The following is a 26,946-nucleotide window of genomic DNA, read 5'->3' as shown; positions in this document are numbered from 1 at the left end:
CCATGACCGATAACGCGATTGATAACGCGGCGATCGGGATAGTTCTTATCCGCATAAGCTGGATCTCCCGGCCAACCCTCAAGACCTCTGGCGCTAAGAAGGAGTAAGCCATGAAAAATTTACGTACCCTACTGATTTCTATGCTGTTTTTACTGCCGGCTGCGGCTATGGCACAAAAGCCGGCCATGAACATGACGCAGGCCATGCCTCTCTCTCCGGCGTCAAAAGAGTACATGTCGGGCATGCAAAATATGCATCATGGCATGATGCAGGCAATGAAGGAGCAGGATGCTGACCGGGCATTCGCAAAAGGCATGGCTGAGCATCATAAAGGGGCGATAGCCATGGCTGAAACAGAGCTGAAATATGGAAAAGATCCTGAGATGAGAAAAATGGCCGAAGATGTCATCAAAGCGCAAAAAGCTGAGATTGAACAGCTGGAAAAATGGCTGAAGAAATAGCTGACTAATAGCCGGCTTTGTCTCATTAACAAATAAGTCCGCTATGCGCGCATAGCGGACGGTAAAACGAGGTTAAGTTCACCCCTGTAATTTCCTCAGACAGCGATCCATCGCGCTGACCACCCAGTCGATATCGTGCGTCTGGAAACAGAGCGGCGGGCGAATTTTCAGCACGTTGCCGTAGGGCCCGGCGACGGAGGTCAGCACAAACTCTTCGCGTAGCGCCTCCACCAGGTCGAGCGCCAGACGCTTGTCAGGCTGCTTGCTTTCCCTGTCTTTCACCAGTTCAAACCCGATAAACAGCCCTGCGCCACGCACTTCGCCGATGCAGGGGTAAGCCGCCTGCAGCGATTGCAGAGCCGCCAGCAGCGCCGCGCCGGTTTTCAGGCTGTGCGCCTGAAGCGCTTCCTGCTCAATGACATCCATCACCGCATGGGCCGCCGCCATGGAGACCGGATTGCCGCCAAAGGTATTAAAGTAGGGCAGCGCATCGCTAAACGCCGCCATCACCGGCGCTTTCGCCATTAGCCCCGACACCGGAATGCCGTTCCCCATAGGTTTGCCGGTGGTGACCACATCGGGCACCACGCCGTGTCGGGCAAAGCCCCAAAACGCCTCGCCGGTGCGGGCAAAACCTGGCTGCACTTCGTCGGCGATAAAAATTCCGCCGTTCTGATGCACGACATCAATCGCCTGTTTTAAAAAGCCTGGCTGGCCGGGTAACACGCCGTCTGACGAGAAGATCGAATCGGCCAGGAAACCGGCAAACTTAATGCCGTGCGCGGCCATATCGTCGATCTGCTGCTGAATTTCCCGCGCGAACCATGCGCCCTGATCCGTCGTCTGAACGCGATAAAAGTCGGGCGGCGCCACCAGGCGGGTATGCGGTGAAAGCGGCTGGCCGCTGCCCAGCGCGGGCGAGACGCCGGAGGTAAGCGCGCTGGTGCCGTGATAAGCCTCTCTGGATACGATGATCCCGGTGCCGCCGCTCCAGCACTGGGCAATGCGGATTGCCAGATCGTTCGCTTCGGAGCCAGTACACATATACATGGCGCGATCGATTTCCGCGGGCAGGGTGGCCAGAATACGATCGCTGTATGCCAGGATCGACTCGTGCAGATAACGCGTATGCGTATTCAGCTGCATCATCTGTTGATGCACCGCTTCCACGACTGCCGGATGACAGTGACCAATACTGGCCACGTTGTTGTACATATCCAGATACTGATTGCCCGCCTTATCCCACAGATACTGGCCCTGTCCGCGCACCAGATGCACCGGGTTGCGGTAAAACAGCCGATAGGACTCGCCCAGCACCCGGCTGCGCTTGTCGGTCAGCTGTCGAATGTCCGGCGCCAGCGTTTCCGCGTGTTCAGCACGAAAGCTGTTGGTATCCATTATGGTTGAACGTACCGTCATCGTGACTCCTTGGTCTTTGTGCTGCCCTGCCGCAGGCTACGCGCAGCAGGGCTTATAGAGGCGTTAGTCGGCTTCTGCGGCAACAGAGGTCTGCGCGATGGCGCCGCGGCGGGAATGGGTGGTCAGGAAATAGAGATAGCCTGTCACCATAAAGCCGACAAACAGCGCGCCGATCTGCGGGTTAAACCACAGCATCGCAATCAGACAAATCACCGATCCACACAGGGCGATGCCAGGGATCACCGGGTAACCCGGCGCGCGATAGCTGCGCGCCAGCGTCGGATCGGTGCGGCGTAGTTTAAACAGGCTCAGCATGCTCATGATGTACATGACGATGGCGCCAAACACCGACATGGTGATCATCGCGGCGGTCAGGCTCATGCCCTGAAAGCTGACGCCGTCAGAGAAAATTGCAAGGATGCCGACCGCGCCGCCCGCCAGAATCGCGCGGTGCGGCGTGTTAAAGCGCGACAGCTTCGCCAGCGACGGCGGCAAATAGCCTTCCCGCGCCAGCGCAAAGAACTGGCGAGAATAGCCCATGATAATGCCGTGGAAACTGGCGATCAGACCAAACAGCCCAATCCATACCAGCATATGCATCCAGCGCGAATCGTTGCCTACCAGCATTTTCATCGCCTGCGGCAGCGGATCGTTGATGCCGGAGAGGGTGCGCCAGTCGCCTGCGCCGCCCGCAAACACCATGACGCCAACCGCCAGCACCACCAGCGTTAAAATGCCGCTGATATAGGCGCGGGGAATGGTGCGACGCGGATCTTTTGCCTCTTCGGCCGCCATCGCGACGCCTTCGATGGCGAGGAAAAACCAGATGGCAAAAGGAATAGCGGCAAATATGCCGGAGACCGAGGCCAGCGAAAATGTCTCCTGTCCCGCCCAGCCGTGAGCCACAAAGTTCGTCAGGCTGAAGCCGGGCGCCACCACGCCCATAAACACCAGCAGTTCAATCACCGCCAGCAACGTGACCAGCAGCTCAAAGGTTGCCGCGATGCTGACCCCGATGATGTTGAGGCCCATAAAGATCAGGTAGGCGCAGACCGCGATAAGTTTGGGGTTCACTTCCGGAAACTGCACGTTGAGGTAGGCGCCTATCGCCATGGCGATGGCCGGGGGCGCGAATACAAACTCGATTAAGGTGGCGATGCCCGCAATCAACCCACCGGTATCGCCGAAGGCGCGACGGCTGTAAGCAAACGGCCCGCCTGCCTGTGGAATGGCGGTCGTCAGTTCGGTAAAGCTGAAGATAAAACAGGTGTACATGGCGGCGACAAACAGCGTCGTGACCAGAAAGCCCAGGGTACCCGCAGCGCCCCAGCCATAACTCCAGCCAAAATACTCGCCCGATATAACCAGACCCACGGCGATACCCCAGAGTTGCAGGGTGCCCAGGGTGGGTTTCAGTTTCTCTTTCATCACTGCGTTCCCCGTCTGCGTAAAGTGAAAAGCGATGCCTTAAAAGCTGACGGGTAGATGATGGACACAGCGCTAACAGAAAAACTTGACCGCAGAAAACAGAAACTCGTCGGCTGGGGTCAAGTCGCCCCAGCTCAGGCCGTCGTTACTCTGCTGAAGTCAATTTTTGCCTGCTCTCCTGTCAAGCGTGCGGGGAAGGTTCAGCGCCATGCTGAAGCCACACGCAGAGAGAGGGAGCCAGACATGAGCATTAAGCAATATGACACCTTGAGTAACGACGCCATTCTTCAGCTTGCCCATCAGGCATTGCAGGCCTATCCCGCCTGTCTGCACGCTGAGGCCAAACTGCTGTGCCGTTCCGAGAACGCGACCCTGTCTGTCAGCACGCCGCAGGGCCGCTATGCGTTGCGTATTCATCGGGGCGACTACCACGCTAAGCCGGATATTCAAAGCGAGCTTCACTGGCTGGACGCCCTTCAGGCCGCCGGGATCTCTGTGCCGGTTGCCGTCAGTGACGGGCAGGGCAACCGGATTCAGACGCTTCCCCTGCCTGATGGCGGCGAACGTTATGCCGTGCTGTTTCACTGGATAGAGGGCGATATGCTTACCGATGCGGTCGATCCGGAGGCATTTCGCCAGCTAGGCCGCATCACCGCGCAGCTACACCACCACAGCCGGCGCTGGCAAAAGCCGCAGGGCTTTCGCCGTCTCGTCTGGGATCATCACACCATGGTGTCTCCCACTGGCCACTGGGGCGACTGGCGGGATGTCGCTGGCCTGGCGCGGTCGCAACACGCGGCCGTTGAAGAGACGCTGGCCCATGTGAGCCGCGAGATGGCGGCATTTGGTCAGTCGCCCGATCGCTATGGCCTGATCCACGCCGACCTGCGGCTGACGAATCTGCTGGTTCACAAAGGCGAAACGCGGGTCATTGATTTTGATGACTGCGGCATGGGCTGGTACCTGCACGATCTTGCCGCTGCCATCAGCTTTGTCGAGCATCATCCCAGCGCCCCGCAGTGGGTGGAAAACTGGTTAAACGGCTATGAGCAGGTGGCGCACGTCAGCGATGAGGAGCTGGCAATGATCCCGTCTCTGCTGATTCAGCGCCGCATCCAGCTGACGGCCTGGGTGGCCTCCCACAGCGAAACGGAGATGGCCCGCAGCCTGGGCAGCGGCTGGGCCGGCGACACGGTGCGCCTGTGCCATCGCTACCTCGAAGGCGCCCGTTTGCCGATTGGCGTTTAGCGCACTCCGACGGTGCCTGAATGGGTGATTGCAGTGCAATCTATTCTGAGGCGGCGCTAAGTCGCTGTTATCACGCGGCCGACGGCTGGTATGTTTTTTGCAGAAATAACAGATGTTCAGTTTCAGGCGGAAAACATCATGACCAGCAGATTTCCAGAGGTGGCGCTTACAGCCTTGTCCAGCGCAGGAAGCCAGCACCGTGGCGTCCTGTCGGCCGCCGCGACAGGACTGGGTGATTTCATTAACGCTCAGGGCGGCGATGTGGACCGCATTTTTGGTATCAGCGGCATCGATCCTGATACGCTCGCCTGCCCGACGCTGAGTCTGGATCTGGTGAATTACTGTCGGGTGCTGGAGGAAGCCGCCAGTCAGGCGGGCGTGGACAATTTTGGTTTGCAGTATGGCCATCAGTTCCGCCCGCAATCGCTGGGACTGATCGGCTATATCGGCTTATGTTCGGCCACGCTGGAACAGGCGCTGCGCAACGTCGTAAATGCGTTTCCCTGGCATCAGCACAACACCTGTATCCGTCTGACTGAGCACAATGATTGCTGGCAACTCGATTATCAGGTGCGTCACGGCGCGATTCTGCTGCGCCGGCAGGATGCTGAGTTAACGTTAGGTATGTTTCTTAACCTGATTCGCCACGCGGCAGGACGACACTGGGCGCCGCGCGAAGTCCACTTTGAGCATCCGCGCCCTGAACACTGGCATGAACACTGTAAAGTCTTCGATGCGCCGGTTTATTTCGACCAGCCCTTTAACTCGATGATCGTGGCCAAAGCGGATCTGAACCGCAAAATGCCGGATCACGACCCCATGCTGCTGCTGGTAATGCAGGATGCGATCCGTCGGCTCAGCCCGCCAGCGGTCAATCAGGACACCGTTAATCAAACCCGCATCGACATCCATCTTCAGTTACTGAGCGGCGAACCCTCGCTGGAAATGATCGCCGAGAAACAGGGATTATCCGCCTGGTCGTTACAGCGGCGGCTGCGCGATGAGCAGACCTGTTTTTCCGCCCTGGTCGACAGCGTGCGCAAGGAAATGGCGACCCACTATCTGAAGCAACACCATCTGTCGGTGTCAGAAATGGCGCTGTTACTGGGCTATTCTGAGGTCAGCGCCTTCTCCCGCGCGTTCCGGCGCTGGTTTGGCTGCAGTCCGCGCGACTGTCGTAAATCGCAAAGTAACGTTTTTCTTTGACTATGCCCCCTCATAGCCAGCCGGTAAAGCTATATGGGGATAAAAATAGCGCTTAAACAGACAGAAGCGCGCGCAAAAAATGGGCTCGGATTAGAGAACATATTCACATTTACGACGAAAAAATTTAGCAATAAATGTTTTCTACCCGCAAAAATAGATAATTCCCGCCTGAAAATTCTCATCATTTAAAATAATCCTAAATACGCAAAGCCTGTGCTGAAGAGAAAGTTATCTATTCAGATATGCCCGGCGAACCAGACTGCATCTTATTTAAACGGTATAGGATTTTACGTGATGAATTATCTGATTGTTAAGAAGTGTCTGAAATATTAAAATTATAAAGATCATTTTCTTGGTTGTTATTTATACAAAGCAGCGCTTATTTTTAAAATAATCTTAATGGCTCTCAAATATCCTTTTTTTCTCAGCTTGAGAATGCCTTTTATTTAATGGAGTTATTATCAGCATGGTGGCTTGCTACCCGCCTCGTCTTAAGCGTAAGCATGGACTTTATATTGTCTTATTTATTCAACCAGGACTGGCTGTCGGCAGCGCTAACGACCCCCGCAACGCGTCGCTAACGGTGAGAGAGAGCGTTTATCGCGCCTTCCAGACGCAGCAGAAGCACAGCGAAGAAAAGAGCCTGCAGGCGAGAGCGGGCGCAGGCGCCAAACTGGCGCAGATGCTCGGCCAGGATGCTTCCGTCGACCGTCTCGGCGCCGTGGGGGGAACCATGGCTTCCGGCCTGTTTAGCTCCGCGGTGCAGCAAAGTCTGGCTTCTTTTGGCACAGCCCGCGCCAGACTCAATCTCAGCAGCGCGCATTTTGACGGCAGCGAGTTCGATTTTTTATTTCCCCTTAATGAAGATCGCCGCCATCTGCTGTTTTCTCAGACAGGTATCAGGCGCATTGACGGCAGAACGATGACCAATATCGGGCTCGGTTACCGATTCTGGCCCTCAGAAAACACCCTGCTTGGCGCCAGCGTTTTTTATGACTATGACATCAGCCGTAAGCATAAGCGTCTGGGTACCGGTCTTGAATATGGCCGCGATTTTTTCCGCGTCTCTGCCAATGGATATTTCCGCCTTAGCGACTGGAAAAGGTCGCAGGATTTTACCGATTATCACGAGCGCGTTGCGAACGGTTTTGATATCCGAACGGAAGCGTGGCTTCCCTCTTTACCTCAGCTGGGCGGCAAGCTCTCCTGGGCGCGATATTATGGGGATCGGGTCGGCGTTTTTGGACCGGACGATCTGCAAAAGAACCCTCAGTTGCTTACCGTGGGCGTCAGTTATACCCCCGTGCCGCTGGTGGGCATCTCGATGCAAAAAACGCTTAATACGCGCGGCGGTCGAGATGAATTCTCCGTAGGGCTTAACCTCTCCTGGCAGTTCGGAACGCCGCTTAAGACCCAGCTCGATCCCGACCGTGTCCGCTTTAACCGTACGCTGGCGGGATCCCGCTACGATCTGGTGGACCGAAACAACTTTATCGTTCTGGAATATAAAAAGGATCGTCTGTTTTCTATTGCCGCCAGCCAGAAGGTTTCGGGCATCGAAAGCAGCAAGCTGGCGCTCAACCTGAATATCTCTTCACGCTATACCGTTACCGGGATTGGCTGGCGGGGCGATGAATTTTTTGCCGCTGGTGGCAGCGTGGCGTATGAAAACGGCGTCTATCTGCTCTCGCTGCCCGAGTGGCGACCAGTCGGTAACAATCGCTATCAGCTGGAAGGACGCGCGGCAGATGAAAAGGGCAATCTGTCGGCACCGTTCCGCGTTGAAGTAGAGGTGCTGCCGATGAACGTTAAAATCTCGCTGGCTGGGGATCTCAAAGGGGAAGAGGGCCAGACCCTGGCGACAGGGCTCAATGTGCGCAGCGAGGAGAACATAAGTAAAGTTGAGTGGAAGGCGCCCGCCTTCCTGGCTGCTGGCGGTAAGTTTATTCAAACGCGACCGGTAAAAGCTGATAGCCCGAGCCTGAACTATGAGGCGGTGCTGCCGCCCTATCGCGCTGACGGTGAAAACAGTTACCCAGTGGAAGTGACGGTAACCGACAGTGAGGGAAATATTTCCAATACCGCTTCGGCCAAAATCATTGTTGAACCTCGCTCAATCGTGGTGACGCTGCCGCAACAGCTTTCGGGCGCTGAAGGCACACGCATCGCGCTGCCGCTGAAGGTAGAGTCTAAATCCACCGTGACGCGGCTGGAGTGGGAAGCGCCGGAATTTATCGCCAGCGGAGGAAAAGTCGACGTCGAAAAAGATAAGCTGTGGCTCACGCTGCCGGCATGGTCGGATGGAGGAGCCAACCAGTATGCGATTACGGTTACTGCCGCTGACGACCAGAACCACCGCTCCTTGCCGGTGACGACCCGCATTTCGGTGGCCTCGACGAGCATTAACATGGTGCTCGACGATAGCCTGTCGGGGAAATCGGGCGATCAAATTGTGGTGACGCCGCAGACCAGCGCCCAGGCGGGCATTGACCGAATCGAGTGGCAGGGCGACGCCTTTTTTAATGCCGGAGGCAAAATTATCCAGGATGGCGCAAATAGCTATCGTTTCACTTTGCCCTTGTGGAAAAAAGAGGGCAATAACCGCTATACCCTGACCGCTATCGCCTGGGATAAACAGGGCCGTTCGTCAAAACCGGTCAGCCTGACTCTGGAGGTGCAACCCGTCAATATCGCAGTAACGGCGCCGGGCTCGCTGACGGGAACCGAACAGCAGACGGTGGACGCATCGATTAGCGTGGTCTCTGAAGGCGCAACGGCGAGTGAAGTTCAGTTCAGCGCGGAAGCGTTTATCGCCGCGGGAGGAAAAATCACCGGAACCCTGCCGGACTTTCACTTCGTTATGCCTGAATGGCGGGCAACGGGGAGTAACCACTACGCCATTATCGTCACGGGTAAAGATGCCCTGGGGAATAGCAGCGAACCTGTGACCATGACTATTTCCGTCAGCCAGGCACCGTTCTCCATCACCGCCGATACCGCCGTAACCGGCCCCGAAAGCACTACCGTAGTGGTGACGCCGGAGGTGCAGAGTTTGTACGGCATTGCGCGCTATGAAATTGACGCTTCCGCTTTCAGGGCGGCGGGCGGCGCGATTGATGAGAAGGAGGGCGTCTTCCGTCTGACGCTGCCTGGCTTTGTGGTCGGCGGTGAAAATCGCTATCCCGTCAGGATTAGCGCGGTGGATAAAAAAGGTCACGTCTCCGCTCCGCTGGAGCTAAACGTCGTGGTGACTACCCACCTGCTCGATGCCAGCGGACAGTGCTCGGTCGTAGGAGGCGGAAGCGGCTATGCGCAGCAGATTGATAAAAACAGCGTTAGCTATCAGGAAGCCCGGGATTACGCCACGCTGAAGAAGCTGGTTGATGCCGGCACCGCTTATATCTACATTCCCGGCGACGTCGAAATTGAGCTGCCGGTCCAGCAAAACGCGCTGTTTGTCAAAAGCGGAACCACCATTTTCAGCGATCGCGGCCTGAACGGCAGCGACGGAGCGCGCCTCAGCATTCCCTATATAAGCGAGCTGAAAAATGAATTCCCTATTATCGCGATGGACAGCAACACGCGTATATCGGGCCTTCGCTATGAAGGGCCCTATAAAGGCACCGTCACCAATAATTCCACTATCGGCATTCAGACCGTATCGGGCAGCCACAATGTCGAAGTGGACAATATGGAGATGTGGGGCTGGCCATGGGCGGCGGTAAGCGTGAAAACAGCCACCGACGTACGCGTCCATCACAGCTACATTCACGACAATATCAAATCGGGGCTCGGCTATGGGGTGGTGACGCAAAATGGCAATGCCACCGCGGAAGTCGCCTGTAACGTCTTCAACAGCAACCGGCATTCGATTGCCGGAAACGGCCGATCGGGCGAGGGCTATGCGGCGCACCATAATCTGGTGCTTAATGGCGGTGGGCGCGGGGCTTTCCATCAGTTTGATATGCACCTGTATCAACCAGAAGGCATTGCCGGCGCATTTATGGAGGTGACGCAAAACTGGTTCGACTACGGACGGTATGGCACGAATAACCGCTCCTCAATCGGCGTACGAGGACAGCCTGAGCGCGGACCCATTACCGTAACGGATAACTGGTTCAGCCAGCCCTGGAAAAACGGGACTCAGTATGCCGTCGCGGGAGAGTATGGCACCTGGGTGCCGACCGTAGACGCTATTCTGGCCACCAATCAGTTTAGCGTTAAATTCAACTATCTCGACAAAGGCAATAACCAGTGCGTCATTGACTGGTTGAATAACAGCCAGGGCGTTAACTGTACAGGGGTGGGTTACTAATTCAGCAGCGCCGCATACTTTATGCGGCGCTGCTGCTTTGAGCATCGGGCATCACCTCTTTTTCTGTGAGATGGATCTTTATTATCCGGCCTGGTTTTAACGCCTTTCTCCCGCGAAGTTATTATTGCGCCATTATTAATTATCTTAGGTGACTAAGCGCCAGAATACTCATAAAGGAGTAGTTGCGACCTCCAGAAAATATCCTCATGCCCAAAGGCACGTCGCAAGATTAATTATGCTTCAGTTTAAATGAATAGCAGGTTTTGATTCAGATAAATTATGCAGAAATAGTGCCGTTTTGCGGGATTTGATCAAGAACCATGTTTTTACATCCTTTTGTTTTTTAATGGTTTTACGCTTGTTTTTTGAGGCTGCTAATGTGCAAAATAGGGTGAGTTGTAAAATTAAATTTATTTGTGTATGCGCGTTTATAGCAGAGATTAAAGAATTGTCCTGACTATTCCTAAATTACATTGGTTAAGATAATATTTAAGAAACTTTCGCATTGAATTTAAATAGTTGATTTTATTGTTTTATTTTTTATCATTAGCATTTTTAACCAAGATGAGAAAATATTTAGATAAATTATCTATGGTTAATTTTTTGTAAAATCAAACCCGCCGGAGGTAATATTTTGTTTTCATTTGGGATTTAAATCTGCCATTTATATAAAGACAGCTGATTATGTGCTGTTTTTGTTATTTTTTGGTTTTTATTTTTTATAAAATTGTCTCATTGTCACACTTTCTTCATTGAAATAATATTTTTAACGTATCAGGTGGCTGTGAGCTTATCACCCACATACGGAAAAGGTGTCATAGATATGGGATAGTTACCCCCTAAGGAGTCATTATGCCTTTTGTCTCTGACAAGGTTCTCTATGGATACAATATATTCCAGAGTCTGGAATACCGAATTTCCACCAGAACGCTAATCAATATTAAAAATGGGCGTATAAAAAGATTTGGAGCAACAAAGGCCAGGCTATTCGAATATTTACTTGCCGGAATGGATGCCGGAGTAGTCTACGATAATGACATTATTGTACATGTCTTTGAAGATTACGGCCTGCGCTGCTCGAAATCATATTTACTCTCCATGATAAAGAAAATTCAGTTCGCATTTAATAGTGTGGGATTTGAACGATACCCTTTTTTAAGGCTGAATGGAAAAGCCTACAAAGTAGAGAAAGATGCTCTGGAACGCGTATATGTTGTCAAAACCTCGCCTTAGTTAAGTGTTGTGTGTATTACAAAAGGAATAGACGTTGACGACAGTACTGGTATTTACTCGTAATTTTGCTATCCGACAAGCGATAACGTCCCTCTCTGCTAAAGACAGGCAGGTATATTTTTTTGATAATCGGCTTGAGTTTTTAGTCTGCGCGACGGTGTTTGATAAACCCTGCGTTCTTATCGACACCCTACATGAGTGCGGCGAAACTATACGCTGGATTTACTCTCGGCTAAGCGCGCGGGGAGGAATAAAAAATATTTATTTTATTGCACCTGAGGAGATAGCCGAAAATAATTATTTAAAACTGTTTTGGCTGGTGACAACCATCAAAGAACTCCATCAGGTATGCGATCAGGCTTCCAGACATCCGGTGGTAGGCAAATCTTACGGACTGAAAGAGGCGTTATGTCATCAGCTGTCTGTCATGTTATCAAAAGATCATATGAGGTTTCTCAAGGCGGTTTATGACCCGATAAATAGCCACTATGTTTGCGAAAATAAGAGTGATATTAACAAAATGCTTTACTTAAGAAAGCGGCTTTCTCTTGGCACTAGCCTGGAGATGAAGCAGTTAATAGCACTTTTAACGTCGAGTCCTTTCTAAAAATAAAAGGTTTCACCATTTTGTATTTCAGGCGCTCGCGCTGCCTGTTTTGTTACACCAGTGTTTTTTTATTTCAGTTTTTAAAATGTTGAAAGTGAATTTGGTTGCCTGACTTTTCTTTTTTCTGCGTCGAGATGTTATCGCTGCAGATATATTCAATACGGAGGATATAGACCTATGCAAAAAAAGTTAACTTTTGCCATTCGCAACCTGATGGCGGCGGCAGTCGTTACGGGCTGCTCATTCGCAGCGCATGCGGCCGACGGCACCATTAATTTCACCGGAGAGATTCTGGATTCGGCCTGTACTGTTGATACCAGTACATCCACCCAGACCGTTAACCTGGGCAAGATCCCTAAAAGCGCATTCACTGGGGTCGGACAGGTAGCCGCAGCAACGCGTTTTAGCATTGTGCTGAACAACTGCCCGGCCGCGGTAACCTCTGCCTCCGTTAAGTTTGATGGTACGGCAGACGCGATCGATTCTGACATTCTGGCGTTAAGCAGCGGTCAGACGGCGCAGGGGGTGGGTATCGCGCTCTATGAAGAGGATGGCGTCACGCCTGTTCCGCTGGCCACCCAGTCTAAAAGCCTGACGCTGGATACCTCTTCCGCAGGGTCGCCCGCCGTCGCTGCAAACAGCAACACCATGACGTTCGTGGCCAAATATAAAGCCACTAAGGCGACGGTTGTTGCCGGTACCGCGAACGCGACGTCAGATTTCACTATCACCTATCAGTAATACCCAGGGCGTGCCTGCGCACGCCCGTCTCTCTCCTGATGGCATTTTGGAGCTAATAAATGAGCCTGTTCATTCGCGCTATTTTTTTGCTGGCGGCGTCTTTTTTTACTCACACTGTGCAGGCCAGCATTACCGTTGGCGGCACGCGTTTGATTTATAACGGCGCGGAAAAAGAAGCATCCATTTCAGTGACCAACAGTAAAAATTCAGTTCCCTATCTTATTCAGTCATGGGTTGAACTGGATGAAAAATCCTCCGAAAAAGTGCCTTTTATTGTTACTCCGCCGCTGTTTCGTCTGGACGGAGGGCATGAGAACACCCTCAGGGTTATTTATACCGGTGAAAAACCGCTGCCGAATAATCGTGAATCCGTCTTCTGGCTAAACGTTAAATCCATTCCTGCTATGGAGAAATCAGAGCAAAACCGGCTGCTGATTGCCGTTAAAACGCGGATAAAGCTTTTTTATCGTCCCGCAGAGTTGAAAACGGATAACGCGAACGAGGCGTGGAGAAATTTAAGCTTTAAGCAAAATGGAAGTCAGACGGTGATAACCAACGGTTCGCCTTATTTTATCTCGCTCTACGCCTTAACGTTGGCAGGGAAGCGTATTAAACAGCCGCCTATGATTGCACCCTTTGCGTCGGTGACGGTTCCGGGCAGCGGGCGAGAGGTGGCCTGGAAAGCCATAAATGATTTTGGTGGCGTCACGGAAGAAGCACGCCAGGCGTTACCCTAATTCACAAACAGTATCAGCCATGTCACCCGAGCAGGAAAGCAAAGTGAAGACTGTTTTTGACACCCGATATTTATTTTCCTCAGGCATGCGGCCTAATACAGTTGCCCGGTTTTCAGCCATCGCGTTGTTTATTTCCTCTCTCTCTCCCGCAAGAGCGGGTGAGCTCTATTTTATGGCGGATGCGCTTGAAAAAACGAGTTCAGCGGCAAAAAGCATCGACCTCAGCCGTTTTGAACGGGGAGAGCAATTACCAGGAACCTATCGGGTTCAAATATGGCTTAATCATGAGTATGTCTGCACAGATAATATCTCTTTTGTGGCCATTAATGGTCTGGGGCTGTCGCCTGAACTCAATCGGTCGATGCTTGAGAAGCTTGGCGTCCGAATCAGCGCCTTTTCTGAATTAGCTGCGCTTCCGGCGAACACCATTATTACCAACCCAGGCGATTTTATACCTGATGCGAAGGCGAGTCTGGATTTCGATAAGCAAAGGCTGGATATCTCCATTCCTCAGTCTGCGCTGGAAACCCGCGTGCGTGGAAGGGTCGATCCCGCTCGTTGGGATCAGGGTATTCCCGCTGCGTTGTTAAATTACAGCTTTAATGGCGCTCGCAACTGGACAAAGCAGGGGGAAACGCAGGATCAGTTTTACCTTAATTTGCAGAGCGGGCTCAATTTCGGCCCGTGGCGCCTGCGTAATTACAGCACCGCCACGAAAAGCAGCGGCAAGCATGCCTTTTCTTCTCTGAGTACCACTCTGAGTCGCGATATCCAGTTTTTGAAAGGACAGTTCCAGATAGGGGAAACCAGCACGCCCGGGGATATCTTCGACAGCATTCTGTTTCGCGGCATGCAAATCTACTCTGACGACACGATGCTGCCCGAAAGCATGCGCGGCTTTGCGCCGGTGATCCGCGGTATTGCGCGTACCAATGCCATGGTCACCGTAAAACAGAATGGCTATACGATTTATCAAACCTATGTTGCGCCGGGAAGCTTTGCCATCCGCGATCTCTATCCAACCTCTGCGAGTGGCGACCTTGAGGTGACCGTAACCGAGGCTGATGGAAGCGAGCAGCGTTTCGTTCAGCCCTTTTCAGCGGTGCCCGTTATGCTGCGGGAAGGGCGCATAAAATATGCCCTGAGCGGAGGCGAATATCGTACGACGAAAAAAGCGGCGCAAACGCCCACGTTTGGCATGGGGACGCTGGCCTATGGCGTATCGAATCATCTGACGCTCTACGCGGGCGGACTGGGCGCGGATAACTACCTTTCCGGCGTTGTCGGGGCCGGTTTGAGTTTTGGCGAACTCGGCTCGCTCTCCGCGGATATAACGCTGGCGGACAGTAAGCTGGATGAGGAGAAAACCACCCGCAGCAGGGGACAATCCTACCGGATACAGTACTCCAAAACGGTTACGACAACCGATACCACCGTTACGCTGGCCAGCTATCGTTACTCGACCCAGGGGTTTTATACCTTTCAGGAGGTTAACGAATACGCGACCCAGCGTTACAACAAACGTAGCCGCCTGCAGCTTAATCTGAACCAGTCGCTGTCCAGCTGGGGCAGTTTTTATATCAGCGCCTACCAGCAGGACTACTGGCGCCGAACAGGCTACGAGCGCAGCATCAGCACGGGCTTCAATACCAGTTTCAACGATATTAGCTACTCGCTGGGCTACACCTATAGCGAAACGCCAGGCTATGAAAAAAAAGATCAGATACTGGCTTTCAGCATGCAGGTGCCGCTCAGCAAATGGCTGCCTCAAAGCTGGGTCAGCTACAGCGTAAACGCGCAAAAAAACGGCCCGGAAACGCACCAGGTTGGGCTGAGCGGAACGGCGCTTGCTGATAATAATCTGAGCTACTCACTGCAGCAGGGCTACACCTCGTCGGGCGGTGAAGCCAGAAGCTCGGTAAGCGGCACCTATAAAGGCGGCTATGGCACCCTGAGCGCCGGCTATAACCGCAGTCGGGAAAACAGCCAGGTTAACCTTGGGCTTCAGGGCGGCATTCTCGTTCATGAAAACGGCGTGACCTTTTCGCAGCCGCCGGGCGACACCGTGGCGCTCGTCAAGGCCGAGGGCGTGTCAGGCGTGAAGATTCGCAATAACCCAGGCGTCAAAACCGACTGGCGGGGATACGCGGTTGTTCCCTATGTCAGCGCTTATCAGGAAAACGCTATCGCGATTGATACCCGCTCGCTGGGGCCTGAAACCGATATTGCGGAATCGGTCGTCAGCGTGGTGCCCACTCGCGGCGCCGTTGTGCGCGCCTCGTTCAAGGTGGCAACAGGCTATCGCGCGCTGGTTAAGCTGCTTTTCAAGCATAAACCCGTGCCCTTTGGCGCTGTCGTTAAGATGCACGACAGCGACATGATGAGCATCGTCGGCAACGAAGGAGAGGTTTATCTAAGCGGACTGAATAACGGAGACCCGGTTTCCGTCAGGTGGGGGCAGGTATCCTGCCAGGCGAAAATAAACTTTAAGCCTCGGCCAGGCGCTATTCAACGCGCCACGGCGACCTGCAGTTAAACCATTAACGCATCGCGCAGTGAAACAGTCGCCGGGCATCTTCTTCTCTACCCTTTGCATGATTAAGGAATCAGGTATGTACAGGTTTTTTATTATTGTCGCCCTGTTAACCAGCAGCGTTCTGTCGACGAAGGTCTACGCGTTATGTAGCGCATCAGATGTTGCCGTTAATTTTGATAATAATATTCTTATTCAGCGCGATGTGCCGGTGGGAACGGTGCTCGGCTCGGTAACGATTAGTCATGCCATTAATTGCGATGCAAAAAGCCAGACAACGGCGGAAAGCTCCTGGTACATTCAGCTGGCAGGGTCAAACCTGGACAATGGCGCGTCGGCGCTGGCGGGCGTCCGCGCCACTAACGTCGACGGGATCGGCCTGAGGTGGAAAAACTATTCCAGTGCTACCGGCACAACCAGTCCGGTCACCAACGGCAGCCTTAACTTAAGTACCTGGAATCGAGGGATTTCTCAGAAAGGGACGACGACTTTTATCGACACGTTTGAACTTGTTAAAACGGCGATGACGCCGAAAACAGGCCGCGTCTCCCCAATCACTATTGCTATGCAGTACAGCACGCCCGTCAGTAAAAATGTGCAGAGGCAGCCGCTCTTTAAATATATTATTTCAGCGGTCAATACCAGCACGGTTTCATGCCAGGTGCTGGATACCAATTTAAATATCGATATGGGTTTTGCGGTTGCCTCTAAATTCAACGGCGTAGGGAGCACGCTCAATCCCGTTGATTTTAATCTGTCGCTTAACTGCGATGCGCAAACCTCGGTGAATGTGACGCTGGACAACGTTACGCCGCTCGCGGACGCGGCCAATGGTGTTTTAGGGTTAAGCAGCGGATCGACGGCAAAGGGGGTCGGTATCCAGCTCCTCTATAATAATGCGGCAGTAAAATTCGGCAGTTTAATCAATTACGGCACCACGTCAACCGACGGAGAAAGGGTCAATATTCCCTTCCGCGCCGCCTACTATCAGACATCCAGTGCGATTCAGCCGGGTAAGGTGAATGCGACGGCCTCCTTCACCATGACTTACCAGTAACAGGCGTCGGCTTCCGTGCCGGCGCAGTCGGGCGCTTGAGCTGCCGAGCCTGTCAGTACAACCTGATTGCACTGACAGGATGAGGTCAGATATGACGATAGGGATCTTTCACCAGCGCGACAGCCAGGGAGCCTAGCAGCAGGACAGCAGACACTGCCAGCAGTGGCCACATAAAACCGTCAGTCATCTGTTTGATATAGCCGATCAATGAAGGCCCAAAGAAACCGCCCAGGTTACCAATGGAAACTATCATCGCCAGCCCCCCTGCGGCTGCGCTGCCGGTCAGAAAGCCGGAAGGCAGTGCCCAGAATGAGGCCTGAAAAGAGAGGATGCCGCTGACGGTAAAGCAGAGAGCGATCATTTTCAGCACCGGCTCATCCACCAGCGCACTGGCGGCAAGGGCAACCGCGGCGATGAATAGCGCCCCGCAAATCCAGACAATGCGGTTTTTTGCCCGGTTGGCTCGTTGCGCCCACAGCAGCATCGATACCGCGCCGCACAGATAGGGGATGGCAGTCAGAAAGCCTGTCTGCGTGTGGCTGACGCCGAGTTGTTTAATGATCTGAGGCATCCACAGGCCAACCCCAATGGATCCGACAATGCCGCAAAAGTTGATAAAGGCCAGCAGGTAGAGCAGCGGATTTTTCAGCGCATCCTTCAGGCTCGAGCCGTGGGAAGCGGCGATCTTTTGCTGTTCCGACTCAAGGCGCCGGGTGAGCACGCTTTTTTCAGCATCACTGAGCCAGTTGGCTTTTGCCGGCCTGTCGCTCAGAAAGAACAAACAGACGATGCCTAAAATGACCGCCGGCGCTCCCTCAATCAACAGCAGCCACTGCCAGTTACGAATATGCTCATGATGGGTGATTTGCATCAGCGCACCTGAAACCGGCGCGCCAATGATATTGGCGACAGGTATGCCTACCAGAAAGGCCGCCGTGATTTTGGCGCGCCAGGTGCCGGGGAACCAGTAGGTGAAAAAGAGGTAGATGCCCGGGGTAAAGCCCGCTTCAGCCACGCCAAGCAGGAAACGCGCTACGGCAAAGCTTGTTGGGCCGGTCACAAAGGCGGTGAGCATGGAGATCAGCCCCCATGAGATCATAATGCGCGCAATCCAGATGCGCGCGCCGACTTTTTGCATAATCAGGTTACTGGGAACTTCAAACAGAAAGTAGCCAATAAAGAACATCCCGGCGCCAAAACCGAACTGTTCGGCGGTGATCCCTAAATCACTGTTCATCCCCAGCGCGGCAAAGCTTACGTTGGTTCTGTCCAGGTAGCTGACGACATAGCAAATGAAAATAAATGGCAACATGCGCGTGAAGGCTTTTCTCGCCGCCGTTTCGCTGAGCGTAAAATCATGCTCGTTAAGGGAACTCTGTACGCCTGGCGAGCCCGGCGATGAAATTACATTATTCTCTTCAGTCGAAGTAAGCAGGGCCATAACGATCTCCTGTGCGCGTGCCGCGCACATCTTTTTATTTGGCAAGAACCTGTGGCGATACGGGAACAGGCTTGCCAGGCGTAGCCATTGAGCAGGTCAGTATCGAGCCTGAAACGGATTCAGTGATGTACAACTGGCGTAAATCAACACCGCCATAGCAGAGGTTGGTGGTCGATCGCCCCAGCGGGCTGGTCAGGATCGCTATCGGCTCAGCCAGCTCATTTAAATGCCAGACGCGTCCCAGTCCTGGATTGGCAATCAGTAGCTCGCCCTCGGCATTGATCGCCAGCCCGTCAGGCCCGCTGGGGCCATAGGAGGTAAAGAACTGACCAACTTTACTGACAGATCCGTCTGGCTTTAATGGACAGCGCCAGATGGCATTGCCACGCGTCATGGCGACATAAAGGATTTGTTCATCTGGCGATAACACCAGCCCGTTTGGGCTGGGGCAGTTATCGAGCAGCAAATCCAGTTTGCCCTGCGGTGACAAGCGGTAGACGCGGCCGGTGGGATCGTGCAGCCCGGTTTGGCCCTGATCGGTGAAGTAGAGATTCCCCTGGCTATCTGGCGTGAGATCGTTAACGCCGCGAAAGCTTTCGCTGTTGCGTCGGGCCAACCAGGGCGTCACGCTGCGATCGTCCAGCGACAGCTTGATTAAACCGTGGCGATAATCGGTGATAAGCAGCGTATTCGTCGAAATCAGTTTCATGCCGTTCGGCTCACCGTCGTACTGTACGATAAGCTCCCAGTTGCCCTGCATATCGACTTTGAAAATGCGGCCGTAGGGGATGTCGGTCAGATAAAGGCACCCCGATGGATGCCATACCGGGCCTTCAAGAAACGAGTCGACCGGCTCGCCGCCCCGGTTGGCCTGTGCCCACGTATTGTTGGGGTCTGGCTGGCGGAACCGATCAGGCAGGCGCGTAAACAGCGTGGTAGCGCGTATTTCTGGCGGGTGCTGGAACATCATGGCAGCGCACCCTCTTTTTTCAGCGGTTCAGCCAGCACTTTCAAGACGTTGCTGGTCGCTGCCGTGCCCGTTTTAACGAATGACTTGTTCTTGCCGTAGCGTACGATAAAGGCAACTGGATCGTACCGCTCATACAGCCGGCATAAGTCATCTTCGCCTGGCTGCCTGCCCGCATCAGTCAGCTTGAAATTGGTCAGCCGTTCCAGCGCCTTTGACGCAATATCGCAGCCCGTAATTAAAATGACCGGTTTAGCGTGTCTCATTACAGATTATCCCCTTCTACTAGCATGCTGACATTACGCAGCGCTTCTCTCAGCCAGGGCGTGGGAATATCGCCATTGCGAATGCCCGCAATACCGGAGGCGTGAGCCTGGATCGACATAATTTCACCAGTCAGCGCGCAGCTAATATAGCCTTTGCCATCAATGGTGTTTTACTGTGTAAAACATGGTTGTACAATATAAAACTACTATAGCGATGTTAATTTGTGCTCCGCTACTGTTAAGGTTTTATTTGTAATGTAATTAAGATGTGAATCACAATTTGCTCAGCGCGTGTGCGATGACAGTTAAGAGGTGATTTTGCGTTGGGAAATGAGGGAATGAGTACCGGGCAAGCGGCGCGGGCGCAAACGTAAAGAAGTACGGGGAAATCTGTCGCTTATCGCTGCGGCCGCGTTACCCCCTACACAGGGCACTCGTACCTGTACGTAAACCGAAGTGCAGGAGACACCCGCTTCGGCGCCAGATAGTGAGACGGCTTATGCCTTTTTGGCTGATCGTCGAGGCTGGGGCAAAGGGTGCGGCTAGCGCAGGTTGCGTATGCTACGCATGCTTATCTTTTTGATGGTAAGAGGTCATTAACGGCGGATAAACAGAAAGTGGTCGAGCAAGGCGCTGTTGGAGAACGAGAAAGCAGACGCCGCGGCATAGGCCACGGCGCGGGAAATCAGGCAGACTGCCACTCGCTTTCCACATCTTCTTTCGATTTGGACAGAATCACTTTGTTATCGTCCACCTCTTTTACCCAGCTGAAGGGAATGATGTGGTGTTTGCCGCCAGCTTCAGGATCGCTTTTAGCAAGCTTGATTTTGTCTTCGCCTTCGAAATGGTCAACGATGCCAACGTGTTCACCGTTAACGTCTACAACCTGAGCGTGATCTAAAATTTCTGATTTGCTTACCATAATGCCTCCATCCTGGTTTAGTTGGTTAAAACGCATCGTCTGATGTGCTTCAAGACCCTCTAAGCCTGGTCACTACTCACCGGTTCGGTCAAGTCAGTAACAAAATGAAATATTTGCTGCGGGCGTTAAAGCAGAGTAATCCGCTGCTTTTTAGCGCCATAACCCCTTTTGTAATCTGTTCATGCCGCACCCGCTGACGGCGTGTCGAGCAGGACGGCGCGGCTATCTGCTGGACCTGATGCGCTAAAACGCTAAAAAAGAAAACGGCGATCTTGTCTACACCTTACCACTCGATTAATCGCCGTTGCCGGAGCGCATCACAGAGTGCGCTCCGGCAAGGCTGATCAACCGTTGTCGCTGGCTCGCGGGCGCAGCGGCAACATCCATTTGTTATTTTGCGCTCTCCATAAAGCCCGGCACAAAGCGGTTGACGTCAACTTCCATAAACTGCGAGCGCTGGAAGTTTGACTTAAGGTCATAAGGCACCGTGCAGTCGTAAATCGTTTTGCAGGTGATACCGTGCGCCCGGATAGAGGGGCTGAACGCGGGATCCTGCGACGGATCGAGCGGATGGCAGCGCACGCCGGGAATAAACACCGTATCCACGTCGGCCTGATAGCGGGTGGTCATCGCCCAAATCACATCGCTCAAATCGAAGATATCGACATCGTCATCCACCAGGAAGACATGTTTAAGCTCTGAAAAGGCGGAGAAGGCGAGTAACGCCGCCTGACGCTGGCGTCCTTCATCCTGCGGGCCGCGCTTGTTGATCTGCAGCACCGCCATATATTTGCCGGTGCCCGGCGACGGGCAGTGCACGTTTTTCACCAGGCCTGGCAGCGCGCGCTCCACCATATCGAGAATGCTTGCCTCGGTCGGAATGCCGGCGAGATTGGTGTGCTCGTCGCTTGGCCCGATGCAGGTCTGCAGAATAGGGTGCTTACGGTGCGTGACCGCCTTCACTTTAATAACCGGCACGGCCGCCTGCGCTTCGCCGGTGTAGCCCGGGAACTCCGGCATCGCTTTGCCGGTATGGGTATGCTGATCTTCCTGAACGCGATAGTCAGGGATCAGCTCGCCCTCAATCACAATCTCCGCGTTGGCGATAGCGCGCGCCTTGACCGCGACCCCTTCAACCAGCTCTACCGCGCGTCCGCGCAGCCCGCCAGCGATGGCCAGCTCGTCGAAGCCCAGCGGCGTTGTAGGTGGCTCGAAGCAGGCGCCGATTTCAATGGCCGGATCCACGCCGATGCTGATGGTGATAGGCAGCGGGTTGCCGGCCTGTTCCGCTTTGATGCGGAACTGATCGAGATGACGACCCGGCACGAAATACATCGAGATTTCATCTTTGCCCTGCACGCAGAGGCGATGAATAGTTACATCATGCTCTCCCGTTTCCGGATCGGCTGCGTAGCACATGCCGAGCGTGAAGTAGGGGCCTGCGTCTTCAGGGGTATTGGTCGGCGCCGGCAGCAGCGTACGGATATCAAATCCTTCGTCGGAGGCCAGATGCACCACTTCCTGACAGACCGCCCGATCGTTGGGGATCACCACCGGCGCGATGGCGCGATGCACCGATTCGCGCAGCAGGTTAGCCAGATTCTCTTTCGGCACCCCCAGCAGTCGCGCTACCCGCTGACGCGAAGCCAGCAGGCCGATCAGCACGCGAAAATCGTCATAGCCTTTCACTTTGTTGAAGACCATCGCCGGCCCGGTGCGGGTCGGGCGCATCACCGTGCCGCCTGCGCCGACATAGCGGTAAACGCCTGACAGCTCTGCGGCCGGATCCACCGGTTCGCTGGTCTCAATATATTCGCCGTCATACTGTTTCAGTATTTCGATGGCGGCACGTAGATCGAAGCTTTTTTCCTCTGTGGGACGCTGTGCAATGTCTGTCATGTTTTTCTCCTGGATCTAAGTAAGAATTAGCCGGGCATTTAGCGGGCCAGGCCCTGCCAGCGGGTTGATTGCGCGGTCTCCAGCCCGAACTGATCGAGCACGCGACCGGCGATATGGTTTTCAACATCCGCGATGGTCTCAGGATGGTTGTACCAGGCAGGAACAGGGGGAATGATGCTGACGCCCATACGCGAAAGGGCGAGCATATTTTCCAGATGGATGGTGTTCAGCGGCGTTTCCCGCGCCACCAGCACCAGCTTGCGCTGCTCTTTCAGCACGACGTCCGCCGCGCGGCCAATCAACCCTTCAGCATAACCGCTGCGAATACCCGCCAGCGTTTTCATGCTGCAGGGAATGATGATCATCCCGTCAGTGACAAAGGAGCCGGAGGAGATGGTCGCGGCCTGATCGCCGGCGCTGTGGTAAACGTCCGCCAGCGCTTTAAGGTCGTTTAGCTGCAAACCCGTTTCGTGCTCAAGGGTGGTTTTACCCCAGCGGGAGACGATCAGATGCGTCTCTACATGCGGCATCGCCGCCAGCTTGCGCAGCAGGGTCACCGCGAGCGGCGCGCCCGTCGCGCCGGTCATGCCGACAATAATTCTCATGCAGCCTCCTGAGTCAGGTGAAAAGATGCCGAGCCCGAAAGGGCCGGATTGCGGTATGAGAGGAAGATAACGCCGAGACTGATAAGGGTCTAATTGCTATTATGGCTTTATTAATAAGTAACTGTTATCAGGTGAGTCATGGAATACCCTAAGCTTCGATCCTTCATTACCCTGGCGCGCACCCTGCATTTTGCCCGCGCGGCGGCGGAGGTCGGCCTGACGCAACCCGCGCTGAGCCAGCATATTCAGTCGCTGGAGCAGAGCTGGGGCGTCAGGCTGTTCGAGCGTAACAAACGTCAGGTCAGCCTGACGGTCGAAGGGCAACTGCTGCTTGAGGAGGCGGAGCGCACGGTGCAGAGGATCGACAACCTGCGCGCCACCGTCAAAGAGGTCGCCGCCGGCAGCCGGGGCCTGTTGCGGCTCGGCTATGTCGGCACGGCGGTGCTGGAGCCGCTGCTGGTCAGGGCGCTGCGAAGTTTCAGAAGCCAGTTCCCGGCGATCCGTCTTGAGCCGATGGAATATAACGTCAATCAGCAGATCGGCCTGCTGCAAAGCGGCGAGCTGGATACAGGCATCCTGCGCGGGCCGCTGCCCGATTTTCGCTTTATCGCCTGTCGGGAAATCCATCAGACGGCGCTGAGCGCGGTGATACCCGACGACCATCCGCGCGCCGGGGATAAGCAGGTCAGCCTGCGCGATCTGGCGGGCGAAACCCTGATCGTTCAGCAGGATCCCGACGGCGTTGGGCTGGGCGGCACCGTGCTGCGCATGTATACGGAAGCGGGTCTGGTGCCGGCAAAAATAGTGCGGGCGCGAGACGTCAACACCGCTATTGACCTGACGGCGATGGGGATGGGTATAACCTGCATTCCCGCTTCGCAGCGTAATTTTTTACGTCAGGATGTGGCGGCGTTAGATATTACCGGCACCCATATCACCACCTCTTTGTACCTTTGCTGGAAAGAGGGCAGAAAAAATAGCGACATGATGCATTTTATTAAAAATACGCAGTCGCTTTTTATGCCATCTGCCGACAAGAGAAAATAACCTGCATAATCCGCGTATTATCCTGGCTGCTTAGCTATTGCGGCGCATTAAAAAACAGAAATGCGCGGGAAATATATATTACAAACTGAAGAAATATTTTGTTCCAGCCTTTTTCTCCTGAATATGGCGTCTACACTCAGTTTTCGTGTTTCGTTTATCTCCACGCCGATACCGAAATCATTACTCTAAGACTAATGATCGTCCCGTTGCCTTAATTGAATCACTTGAGCAGAAAGCGCAGACTCCATCCAGCATAAACGAAAGAATGGTTATCTGAATCAGGAGGTTATAATGCACACTGGCCAAGCGCCGGTCCGGGAATGGAACACGCGCCGCAGTGAAAAAGCGCGTCGTCTCGCATCTTTTCCCGTAGACGGTAAAGTGATCCCTACTGAAAGAGCGGTAGAAGCGCTGGAGAAATTAATTGCTCCAGGCGACCGCGTTGTCCTTGAAGGAAATAACCAGAAGCAGGCCGATTTTTTATCGCGGACGCTGGCTGAAGTGGATCCGGCGAAAGTCCACGACCTGCATATGATTATGCCCAGCGTGGGCCGTAGCGAACATCTCGATATTTTTGAAAAGGGCATCGCCCGCAAACTCGATTTCTCATTTTCCGGCCCGCAGAGCTTACGTATTTCCCAGCTGCTGCAGGATGGCCAGCTGGAAATTGGCGCCATCCACACCTACATCGAACTCTATTCCCGACTCTACGTCGACCTGAGCCCGAATGTGGCGCTGATTGCCGGTTATAAAGCTGACCGCAAAGGCAATCTCTATACCGGCCCCAGCACCGAAGATACGCCGGCGCTGGTAGAAGCCGCTGCCTTCCGCGACGGTATCGTTATCGCCCAGGTTAACGAACTGGTGGATGACGAAAGCGACCTGCCGCGCGTCGATATCCCCGCGTCCTGGATTGATTATATCGTCGTCGCCGACAAGCCTTTCTTCATCGAACCGCTGTTCACGCGCGATCCGCGTCTGATCAAGCAGGAGCATATCCTGATGGCGATGATGGCGATAAAAGGCATCTACGCCGAACATCAGGTGCAGTCGCTCAACCACGGCATCGGCTTCAACACCGCGGCAATCGAACTGCTGCTGCCGACCTACGGCGAGCAGCTCGGGCTGAAAGGCAAAATCTGTAAGCACTGGACGCTGAACCCGCACCCGACGCTGATCCCGGCGATTGAGAGCGGCTGGGTTGAGAGCGTGCACTGCTTCGGCGGCGAGCTGGGCATGGAAGAGTATATCCGCGCCCGTCCGGACATTTTCTTCACCGGCAGCGACGGCTCAATGCGCTCTAACCGCGCCTTCTGTCAGCTGGCGGGCCAGTACGCGGTCGATATGTTTATCGGCGCGACCCTGCAGGTCGACGGGCTGGCGAACTCCTCTACCGTCACCCGCGGTCGCCTTTCCGGCTTCGGCGGCGCGCCTAACATGGGCCACGATCCGCACGGTCGTCGCCACGCCACGCCCGCCTGGCTCAATATGATCACCGAGCCGGACCCGATGCAGCGCGGTAAAAAACTGGTGGTGCAGATGGTGGAAACCTTCCAGGCGGGCGCGAAGCCGACCTTCGTCGAGCAGCTCGACGCCGTAGAAGTGGCGAAATCGTCCGGCATGCCGCTGGCGCCGGTCATGATTTACGGCGATGACGTGACCCACGTACTGACCGAAGAGGGCATCGCCTATCTCTATCGCGCCGACAGCCTCGAAGAGCGCCGCGCTATGGTGGCCGCGGTAGCGGGCATCACCGATATCGGTCTGGGCGTCGACGCCGCGCGCGTGGCCGCGCTGCGTAAAAGCGGCAAGGTCGTCTACCCGGAAGATATGGGCATTCGCCGCTCAGACGCTACGCGCTCTCTGCTCGCCGCAGGCAGCGTCGCGGATCTGGTCGAATGGTCAGGCGGCCTCTACAACCCGCCGGCAAAATTCCGGAGCTGGTAATGAAACTCCTGTCACAGACTCAAGCCGAGGCGCAGGTTAGTCAGCTGGCGGCCATCGCGCGCGACTGCCTGATCGATGAGGCGCGCCTCAGTCCGAAGCCGGGTCTGGTGGACAGCCGCGGCAACGGCGCGCATCAGGATCTGACGCTGGCGCTGATGGAGCGTTCGGCGCGCAGCCTGCAGCCGACCTTTTTGCAGCTGGCGCGTCAGTGCTGGCAGCGTCCGGCCGACGTCGCCCTGCGCGAAGCGGTCGGCCGTCTCGGGCGGGAAGGGGAGCGGCAGATGATGGCGGCCACCGGCGGGGTCAACACCCATCGGGGCGCAATCTGGGCGCTGGGCCTGCTGGTCAGCGCTGCGGCGATGAACGGCGGCTGCGCCGACGCGGAGCGGCTCGCCCGTACTGCGGCGTCGCTGGCCAGCCTGCCCGATCGCGCCGCGCCGAAGCTGTTCAGCAAAGGGTTAAAGGCGACGCATCGCTATCGCGTGCCCGGCGCGCGGGAAGAGGCGCAGCAGGCCTTCCCTCACGTCGTCAGGCTGGCGCTGCCGCAGCTGCTGCGCAGCCGAGCGGCGGGCGCGGGCGAAAGCGAAGCCCGGCTTGACGCGCTGATGGCGATCATGACCTCGCTCAGCGACACCTGCGTGCTGTCTCGCGCCGGCCTTGAAGGCCTGCAGACGATGCAGGCGGGCGCCCGCGCGGTGCTGCTGGCCGGAGGCTGCATGACGGCGCAAGGCCAGCGCGCGCTGGCGCAGCTGGACGCCGACATGCTGGCGCTAAACGCCTCGCCGGGCGGCGCCGCCGATCTGCTGGCCGCCACGCTGTTCATTGACAGGGTAGCCGTTACTGCCCATCACTCTTTTCTTTAGAGGA

General features: G+C 54.8%; 21 protein-coding genes and 1 pseudogene. 13 read left to right on the top strand and 9 right to left on the bottom strand.

What is annotated here, in order from left to right; translation table 11 throughout:
• Positions 1-110 precede the first annotated feature (110 nt).
• Positions 111-461: a CopM family metallochaperone gene (copM, locus tag B3229_RS09890; protein ID WP_286870484.1), complete on the top strand. Its 351-nt coding sequence runs from the start codon at positions 111-113 to the stop codon at positions 459-461.
• Between the two features lie 78 nt (positions 462-539).
• On the opposite strand, the gene B3229_RS09885 is transcribed toward copM, so the two are convergent.
• A complete protein-coding gene (locus B3229_RS09885) occupies positions 540-1,880 on the bottom strand; it encodes an aspartate aminotransferase family protein (RefSeq protein WP_286870483.1) in 1,341 nt (446 codons plus the stop codon).
• A gap of 63 nt (positions 1,881-1,943) precedes the next feature.
• A complete protein-coding gene (gene eat, locus B3229_RS09880) occupies positions 1,944-3,308 on the bottom strand; it encodes an ethanolamine permease (RefSeq protein WP_286870482.1) in 1,365 nt (454 codons plus the stop codon).
• A gap of 243 nt (positions 3,309-3,551) precedes the next feature.
• Here eat and B3229_RS09875 point away from each other — a divergent pair, with 243 nt between their 5' ends.
• The 9 genes from B3229_RS09875 to B3229_RS09835 all read left to right on the top strand — a co-directional run bounded on the left by B3229_RS09875 (position 3,552) and on the right by B3229_RS09835 (position 16,985).
• Entirely contained in the window at positions 3,552-4,556 is a 1,005-nt protein-coding gene (locus B3229_RS09875; RefSeq protein WP_286870481.1) for a phosphotransferase enzyme family protein, read from the top strand.
• Between the two features lie 138 nt (positions 4,557-4,694).
• Entirely contained in the window at positions 4,695-5,762 is a 1,068-nt protein-coding gene (gene qhpR, locus B3229_RS09870) for an AraC-like transcriptional regulator QhpR (RefSeq protein WP_286870480.1), read from the top strand.
• A 583-nt stretch (positions 5,763-6,345) separates the two neighbouring features.
• Complete coding sequence (locus B3229_RS09865) at positions 6,346-10,077, top strand: inverse autotransporter beta domain-containing protein (RefSeq protein ID WP_286870479.1); 3,732 nt, start codon at positions 6,346-6,348, stop codon at positions 10,075-10,077.
• An 852-nt stretch (positions 10,078-10,929) separates the two neighbouring features.
• On the top strand, positions 10,930-11,310 hold the full coding sequence (locus B3229_RS09860; protein ID WP_286870478.1) for a hypothetical protein: 381 nt from the start codon (positions 10,930-10,932) through the stop codon (positions 11,308-11,310).
• Positions 11,311-11,344: 34 nt separating this feature from the next.
• Positions 11,345-11,917 (top strand): hypothetical protein, encoded by a 573-nt coding sequence (locus B3229_RS09855; protein ID WP_286870477.1) that lies wholly within the window; start codon positions 11,345-11,347, stop codon positions 11,915-11,917.
• Positions 11,918-12,094: 177 nt separating this feature from the next.
• On the top strand, positions 12,095-12,658 hold the full coding sequence (locus B3229_RS09850) for a fimbrial protein (protein ID WP_286870476.1): 564 nt from the start codon (positions 12,095-12,097) through the stop codon (positions 12,656-12,658).
• A gap of 59 nt (positions 12,659-12,717) precedes the next feature.
• A complete protein-coding gene (locus B3229_RS09845) occupies positions 12,718-13,395 on the top strand; it encodes a fimbrial biogenesis chaperone (protein ID WP_286870475.1) in 678 nt (225 codons plus the stop codon).
• The gene (locus tag B3229_RS09840) at positions 13,349-15,931 is read left to right on the top strand and encodes a fimbria/pilus outer membrane usher protein (RefSeq protein ID WP_286870474.1); all 2,583 of its coding nucleotides are present in this window, start codon (positions 13,349-13,351) and stop codon (positions 15,929-15,931) included. Before B3229_RS09845 ends, B3229_RS09840 begins: the two co-directional genes overlap by 47 nt.
• A gap of 76 nt (positions 15,932-16,007) precedes the next feature.
• Positions 16,008-16,985, top strand: coding sequence for a fimbrial protein (locus tag B3229_RS09835; RefSeq protein ID WP_286870473.1), 978 nt, complete (start codon positions 16,008-16,010; stop codon positions 16,983-16,985).
• An 85-nt stretch (positions 16,986-17,070) separates the two neighbouring features.
• Here B3229_RS09835 and B3229_RS09830 read toward each other — a convergent pair whose 3' ends face one another.
• From B3229_RS09830 to B3229_RS09800, 7 genes and pseudogenes are all read right to left on the bottom strand, one after another.
• Positions 17,071-18,426, bottom strand: coding sequence for an MFS transporter (locus tag B3229_RS09830; protein WP_286870472.1), 1,356 nt, complete (start codon positions 18,424-18,426; stop codon positions 17,071-17,073).
• A 34-nt stretch (positions 18,427-18,460) separates the two neighbouring features.
• A complete protein-coding gene (locus B3229_RS09825) occupies positions 18,461-19,396 on the bottom strand; it encodes an SMP-30/gluconolactonase/LRE family protein (RefSeq protein ID WP_286870471.1) in 936 nt (311 codons plus the stop codon).
• Positions 19,393-19,659: a hypothetical protein gene (locus B3229_RS09820; RefSeq protein ID WP_286870470.1), complete on the bottom strand. Its 267-nt coding sequence runs from the start codon at positions 19,657-19,659 to the stop codon at positions 19,393-19,395. Before B3229_RS09820 ends, B3229_RS09825 begins: the two co-directional genes overlap by 4 nt.
• An 80-nt stretch (positions 19,660-19,739) precedes the next feature.
• Positions 19,740-19,823, bottom strand: a pseudogene (locus B3229_RS09815) (RraA family protein); the annotation flags it as partial.
• A 521-nt stretch (positions 19,824-20,344) separates the two neighbouring features.
• The gene (locus B3229_RS09810; protein WP_096073880.1) at positions 20,345-20,581 is read right to left on the bottom strand and encodes a DUF2171 domain-containing protein; all 237 of its coding nucleotides are present in this window, start codon (positions 20,579-20,581) and stop codon (positions 20,345-20,347) included.
• A gap of 390 nt (positions 20,582-20,971) precedes the next feature.
• Entirely contained in the window at positions 20,972-22,480 is a 1,509-nt protein-coding gene (locus B3229_RS09805) for a UbiD family decarboxylase (RefSeq protein WP_286870469.1), read from the bottom strand.
• A gap of 38 nt (positions 22,481-22,518) precedes the next feature.
• Positions 22,519-23,085: a non-oxidative hydroxyarylic acid decarboxylases subunit B gene (locus B3229_RS09800; protein WP_096072745.1), complete on the bottom strand. Its 567-nt coding sequence runs from the start codon at positions 23,083-23,085 to the stop codon at positions 22,519-22,521.
• 138 nt (positions 23,086-23,223) lie between these two features.
• On the opposite strand from B3229_RS09800, the gene B3229_RS09795 reads away from it, so the two are divergent.
• The 3 genes from B3229_RS09795 (at position 23,224) to B3229_RS09785 (ending at position 26,942) form a co-directional block, all read left to right on the top strand.
• On the top strand, positions 23,224-24,132 hold the full coding sequence (locus tag B3229_RS09795) for a LysR family transcriptional regulator (RefSeq protein WP_286870468.1): 909 nt from the start codon (positions 23,224-23,226) through the stop codon (positions 24,130-24,132).
• A gap of 291 nt (positions 24,133-24,423) precedes the next feature.
• Positions 24,424-26,079 (top strand): malonate decarboxylase subunit alpha, encoded by a 1,656-nt coding sequence (gene mdcA / locus B3229_RS09790; RefSeq protein WP_286870467.1) that lies wholly within the window; start codon positions 24,424-24,426, stop codon positions 26,077-26,079.
• Positions 26,079-26,942 (top strand): triphosphoribosyl-dephospho-CoA synthase, encoded by an 864-nt coding sequence (locus B3229_RS09785; protein WP_286870466.1) that lies wholly within the window; start codon positions 26,079-26,081, stop codon positions 26,940-26,942. Before mdcA ends, B3229_RS09785 begins: the two co-directional genes overlap by 1 nt.
• Positions 26,943-26,946 lie beyond the last annotated feature (4 nt).

This window comes from Pantoea sp. UBA5035 (assembly GCF_002415245.1).
GTDB classification, from domain to species: Bacteria; Pseudomonadota; Gammaproteobacteria; order Enterobacterales; family Enterobacteriaceae; genus Pantoea; species Pantoea septica.
Note: the sequence above shows the minus strand (reverse complement) of the source record. Positions and strands in the feature narration are given on the sequence as shown.

Bases quoted from the DNA above. Each gene is read 5' to 3' on its own strand.
- mdcA (WP_286870467.1), top strand. From the start codon at position 24,424: ATGCACACTGGCCAAGCGCCGGTCCGGGAATGGAACACGCGCCGCAGT.
- B3229_RS09840 (WP_286870474.1), top strand. From the start codon at position 13,349: ATGATTTTGGTGGCGTCACGGAAGAAGCACGCCAGGCGTTACCCTAAT.
- B3229_RS09850 (WP_286870476.1), top strand. From the start codon at position 12,095: ATGCAAAAAAAGTTAACTTTTGCCATTCGCAACCTGATGGCGGCGGCA.
- B3229_RS09810 (WP_096073880.1), bottom strand. From the start codon at position 20,581: ATGGTAAGCAAATCAGAAATTTTAGATCACGCTCAGGTTGTAGACGTT.
- B3229_RS09835 (WP_286870473.1), top strand. From the start codon at position 16,008: ATGTACAGGTTTTTTATTATTGTCGCCCTGTTAACCAGCAGCGTTCTG.
- B3229_RS09800 (WP_096072745.1), bottom strand. From the start codon at position 23,085: ATGAGAATTATTGTCGGCATGACCGGCGCGACGGGCGCGCCGCTCGCG.
- B3229_RS09820 (WP_286870470.1), bottom strand. From the start codon at position 19,659: ATGAGACACGCTAAACCGGTCATTTTAATTACGGGCTGCGATATTGCG.
- qhpR (WP_286870480.1), top strand. From the start codon at position 4,695: ATGACCAGCAGATTTCCAGAGGTGGCGCTTACAGCCTTGTCCAGCGCA.
- copM (WP_286870484.1), top strand. From the start codon at position 111: ATGAAAAATTTACGTACCCTACTGATTTCTATGCTGTTTTTACTGCCG.
- B3229_RS09830 (WP_286870472.1), bottom strand. From the start codon at position 18,426: ATGGCCCTGCTTACTTCGACTGAAGAGAATAATGTAATTTCATCGCCG.
- B3229_RS09795 (WP_286870468.1), top strand. From the start codon at position 23,224: ATGGAATACCCTAAGCTTCGATCCTTCATTACCCTGGCGCGCACCCTG.
- B3229_RS09875 (WP_286870481.1), top strand. From the start codon at position 3,552: ATGAGCATTAAGCAATATGACACCTTGAGTAACGACGCCATTCTTCAG.
- B3229_RS09785 (WP_286870466.1), top strand. From the start codon at position 26,079: ATGAAACTCCTGTCACAGACTCAAGCCGAGGCGCAGGTTAGTCAGCTG.
- B3229_RS09845 (WP_286870475.1), top strand. From the start codon at position 12,718: ATGAGCCTGTTCATTCGCGCTATTTTTTTGCTGGCGGCGTCTTTTTTT.
- B3229_RS09825 (WP_286870471.1), bottom strand. From the start codon at position 19,396: ATGATGTTCCAGCACCCGCCAGAAATACGCGCTACCACGCTGTTTACG.
- B3229_RS09805 (WP_286870469.1), bottom strand. From the start codon at position 22,480: ATGACAGACATTGCACAGCGTCCCACAGAGGAAAAAAGCTTCGATCTA.
- B3229_RS09860 (WP_286870478.1), top strand. From the start codon at position 10,930: ATGCCTTTTGTCTCTGACAAGGTTCTCTATGGATACAATATATTCCAG.
- B3229_RS09885 (WP_286870483.1), bottom strand. From the start codon at position 1,880: ATGACGGTACGTTCAACCATAATGGATACCAACAGCTTTCGTGCTGAA.
- eat (WP_286870482.1), bottom strand. From the start codon at position 3,308: ATGAAAGAGAAACTGAAACCCACCCTGGGCACCCTGCAACTCTGGGGT.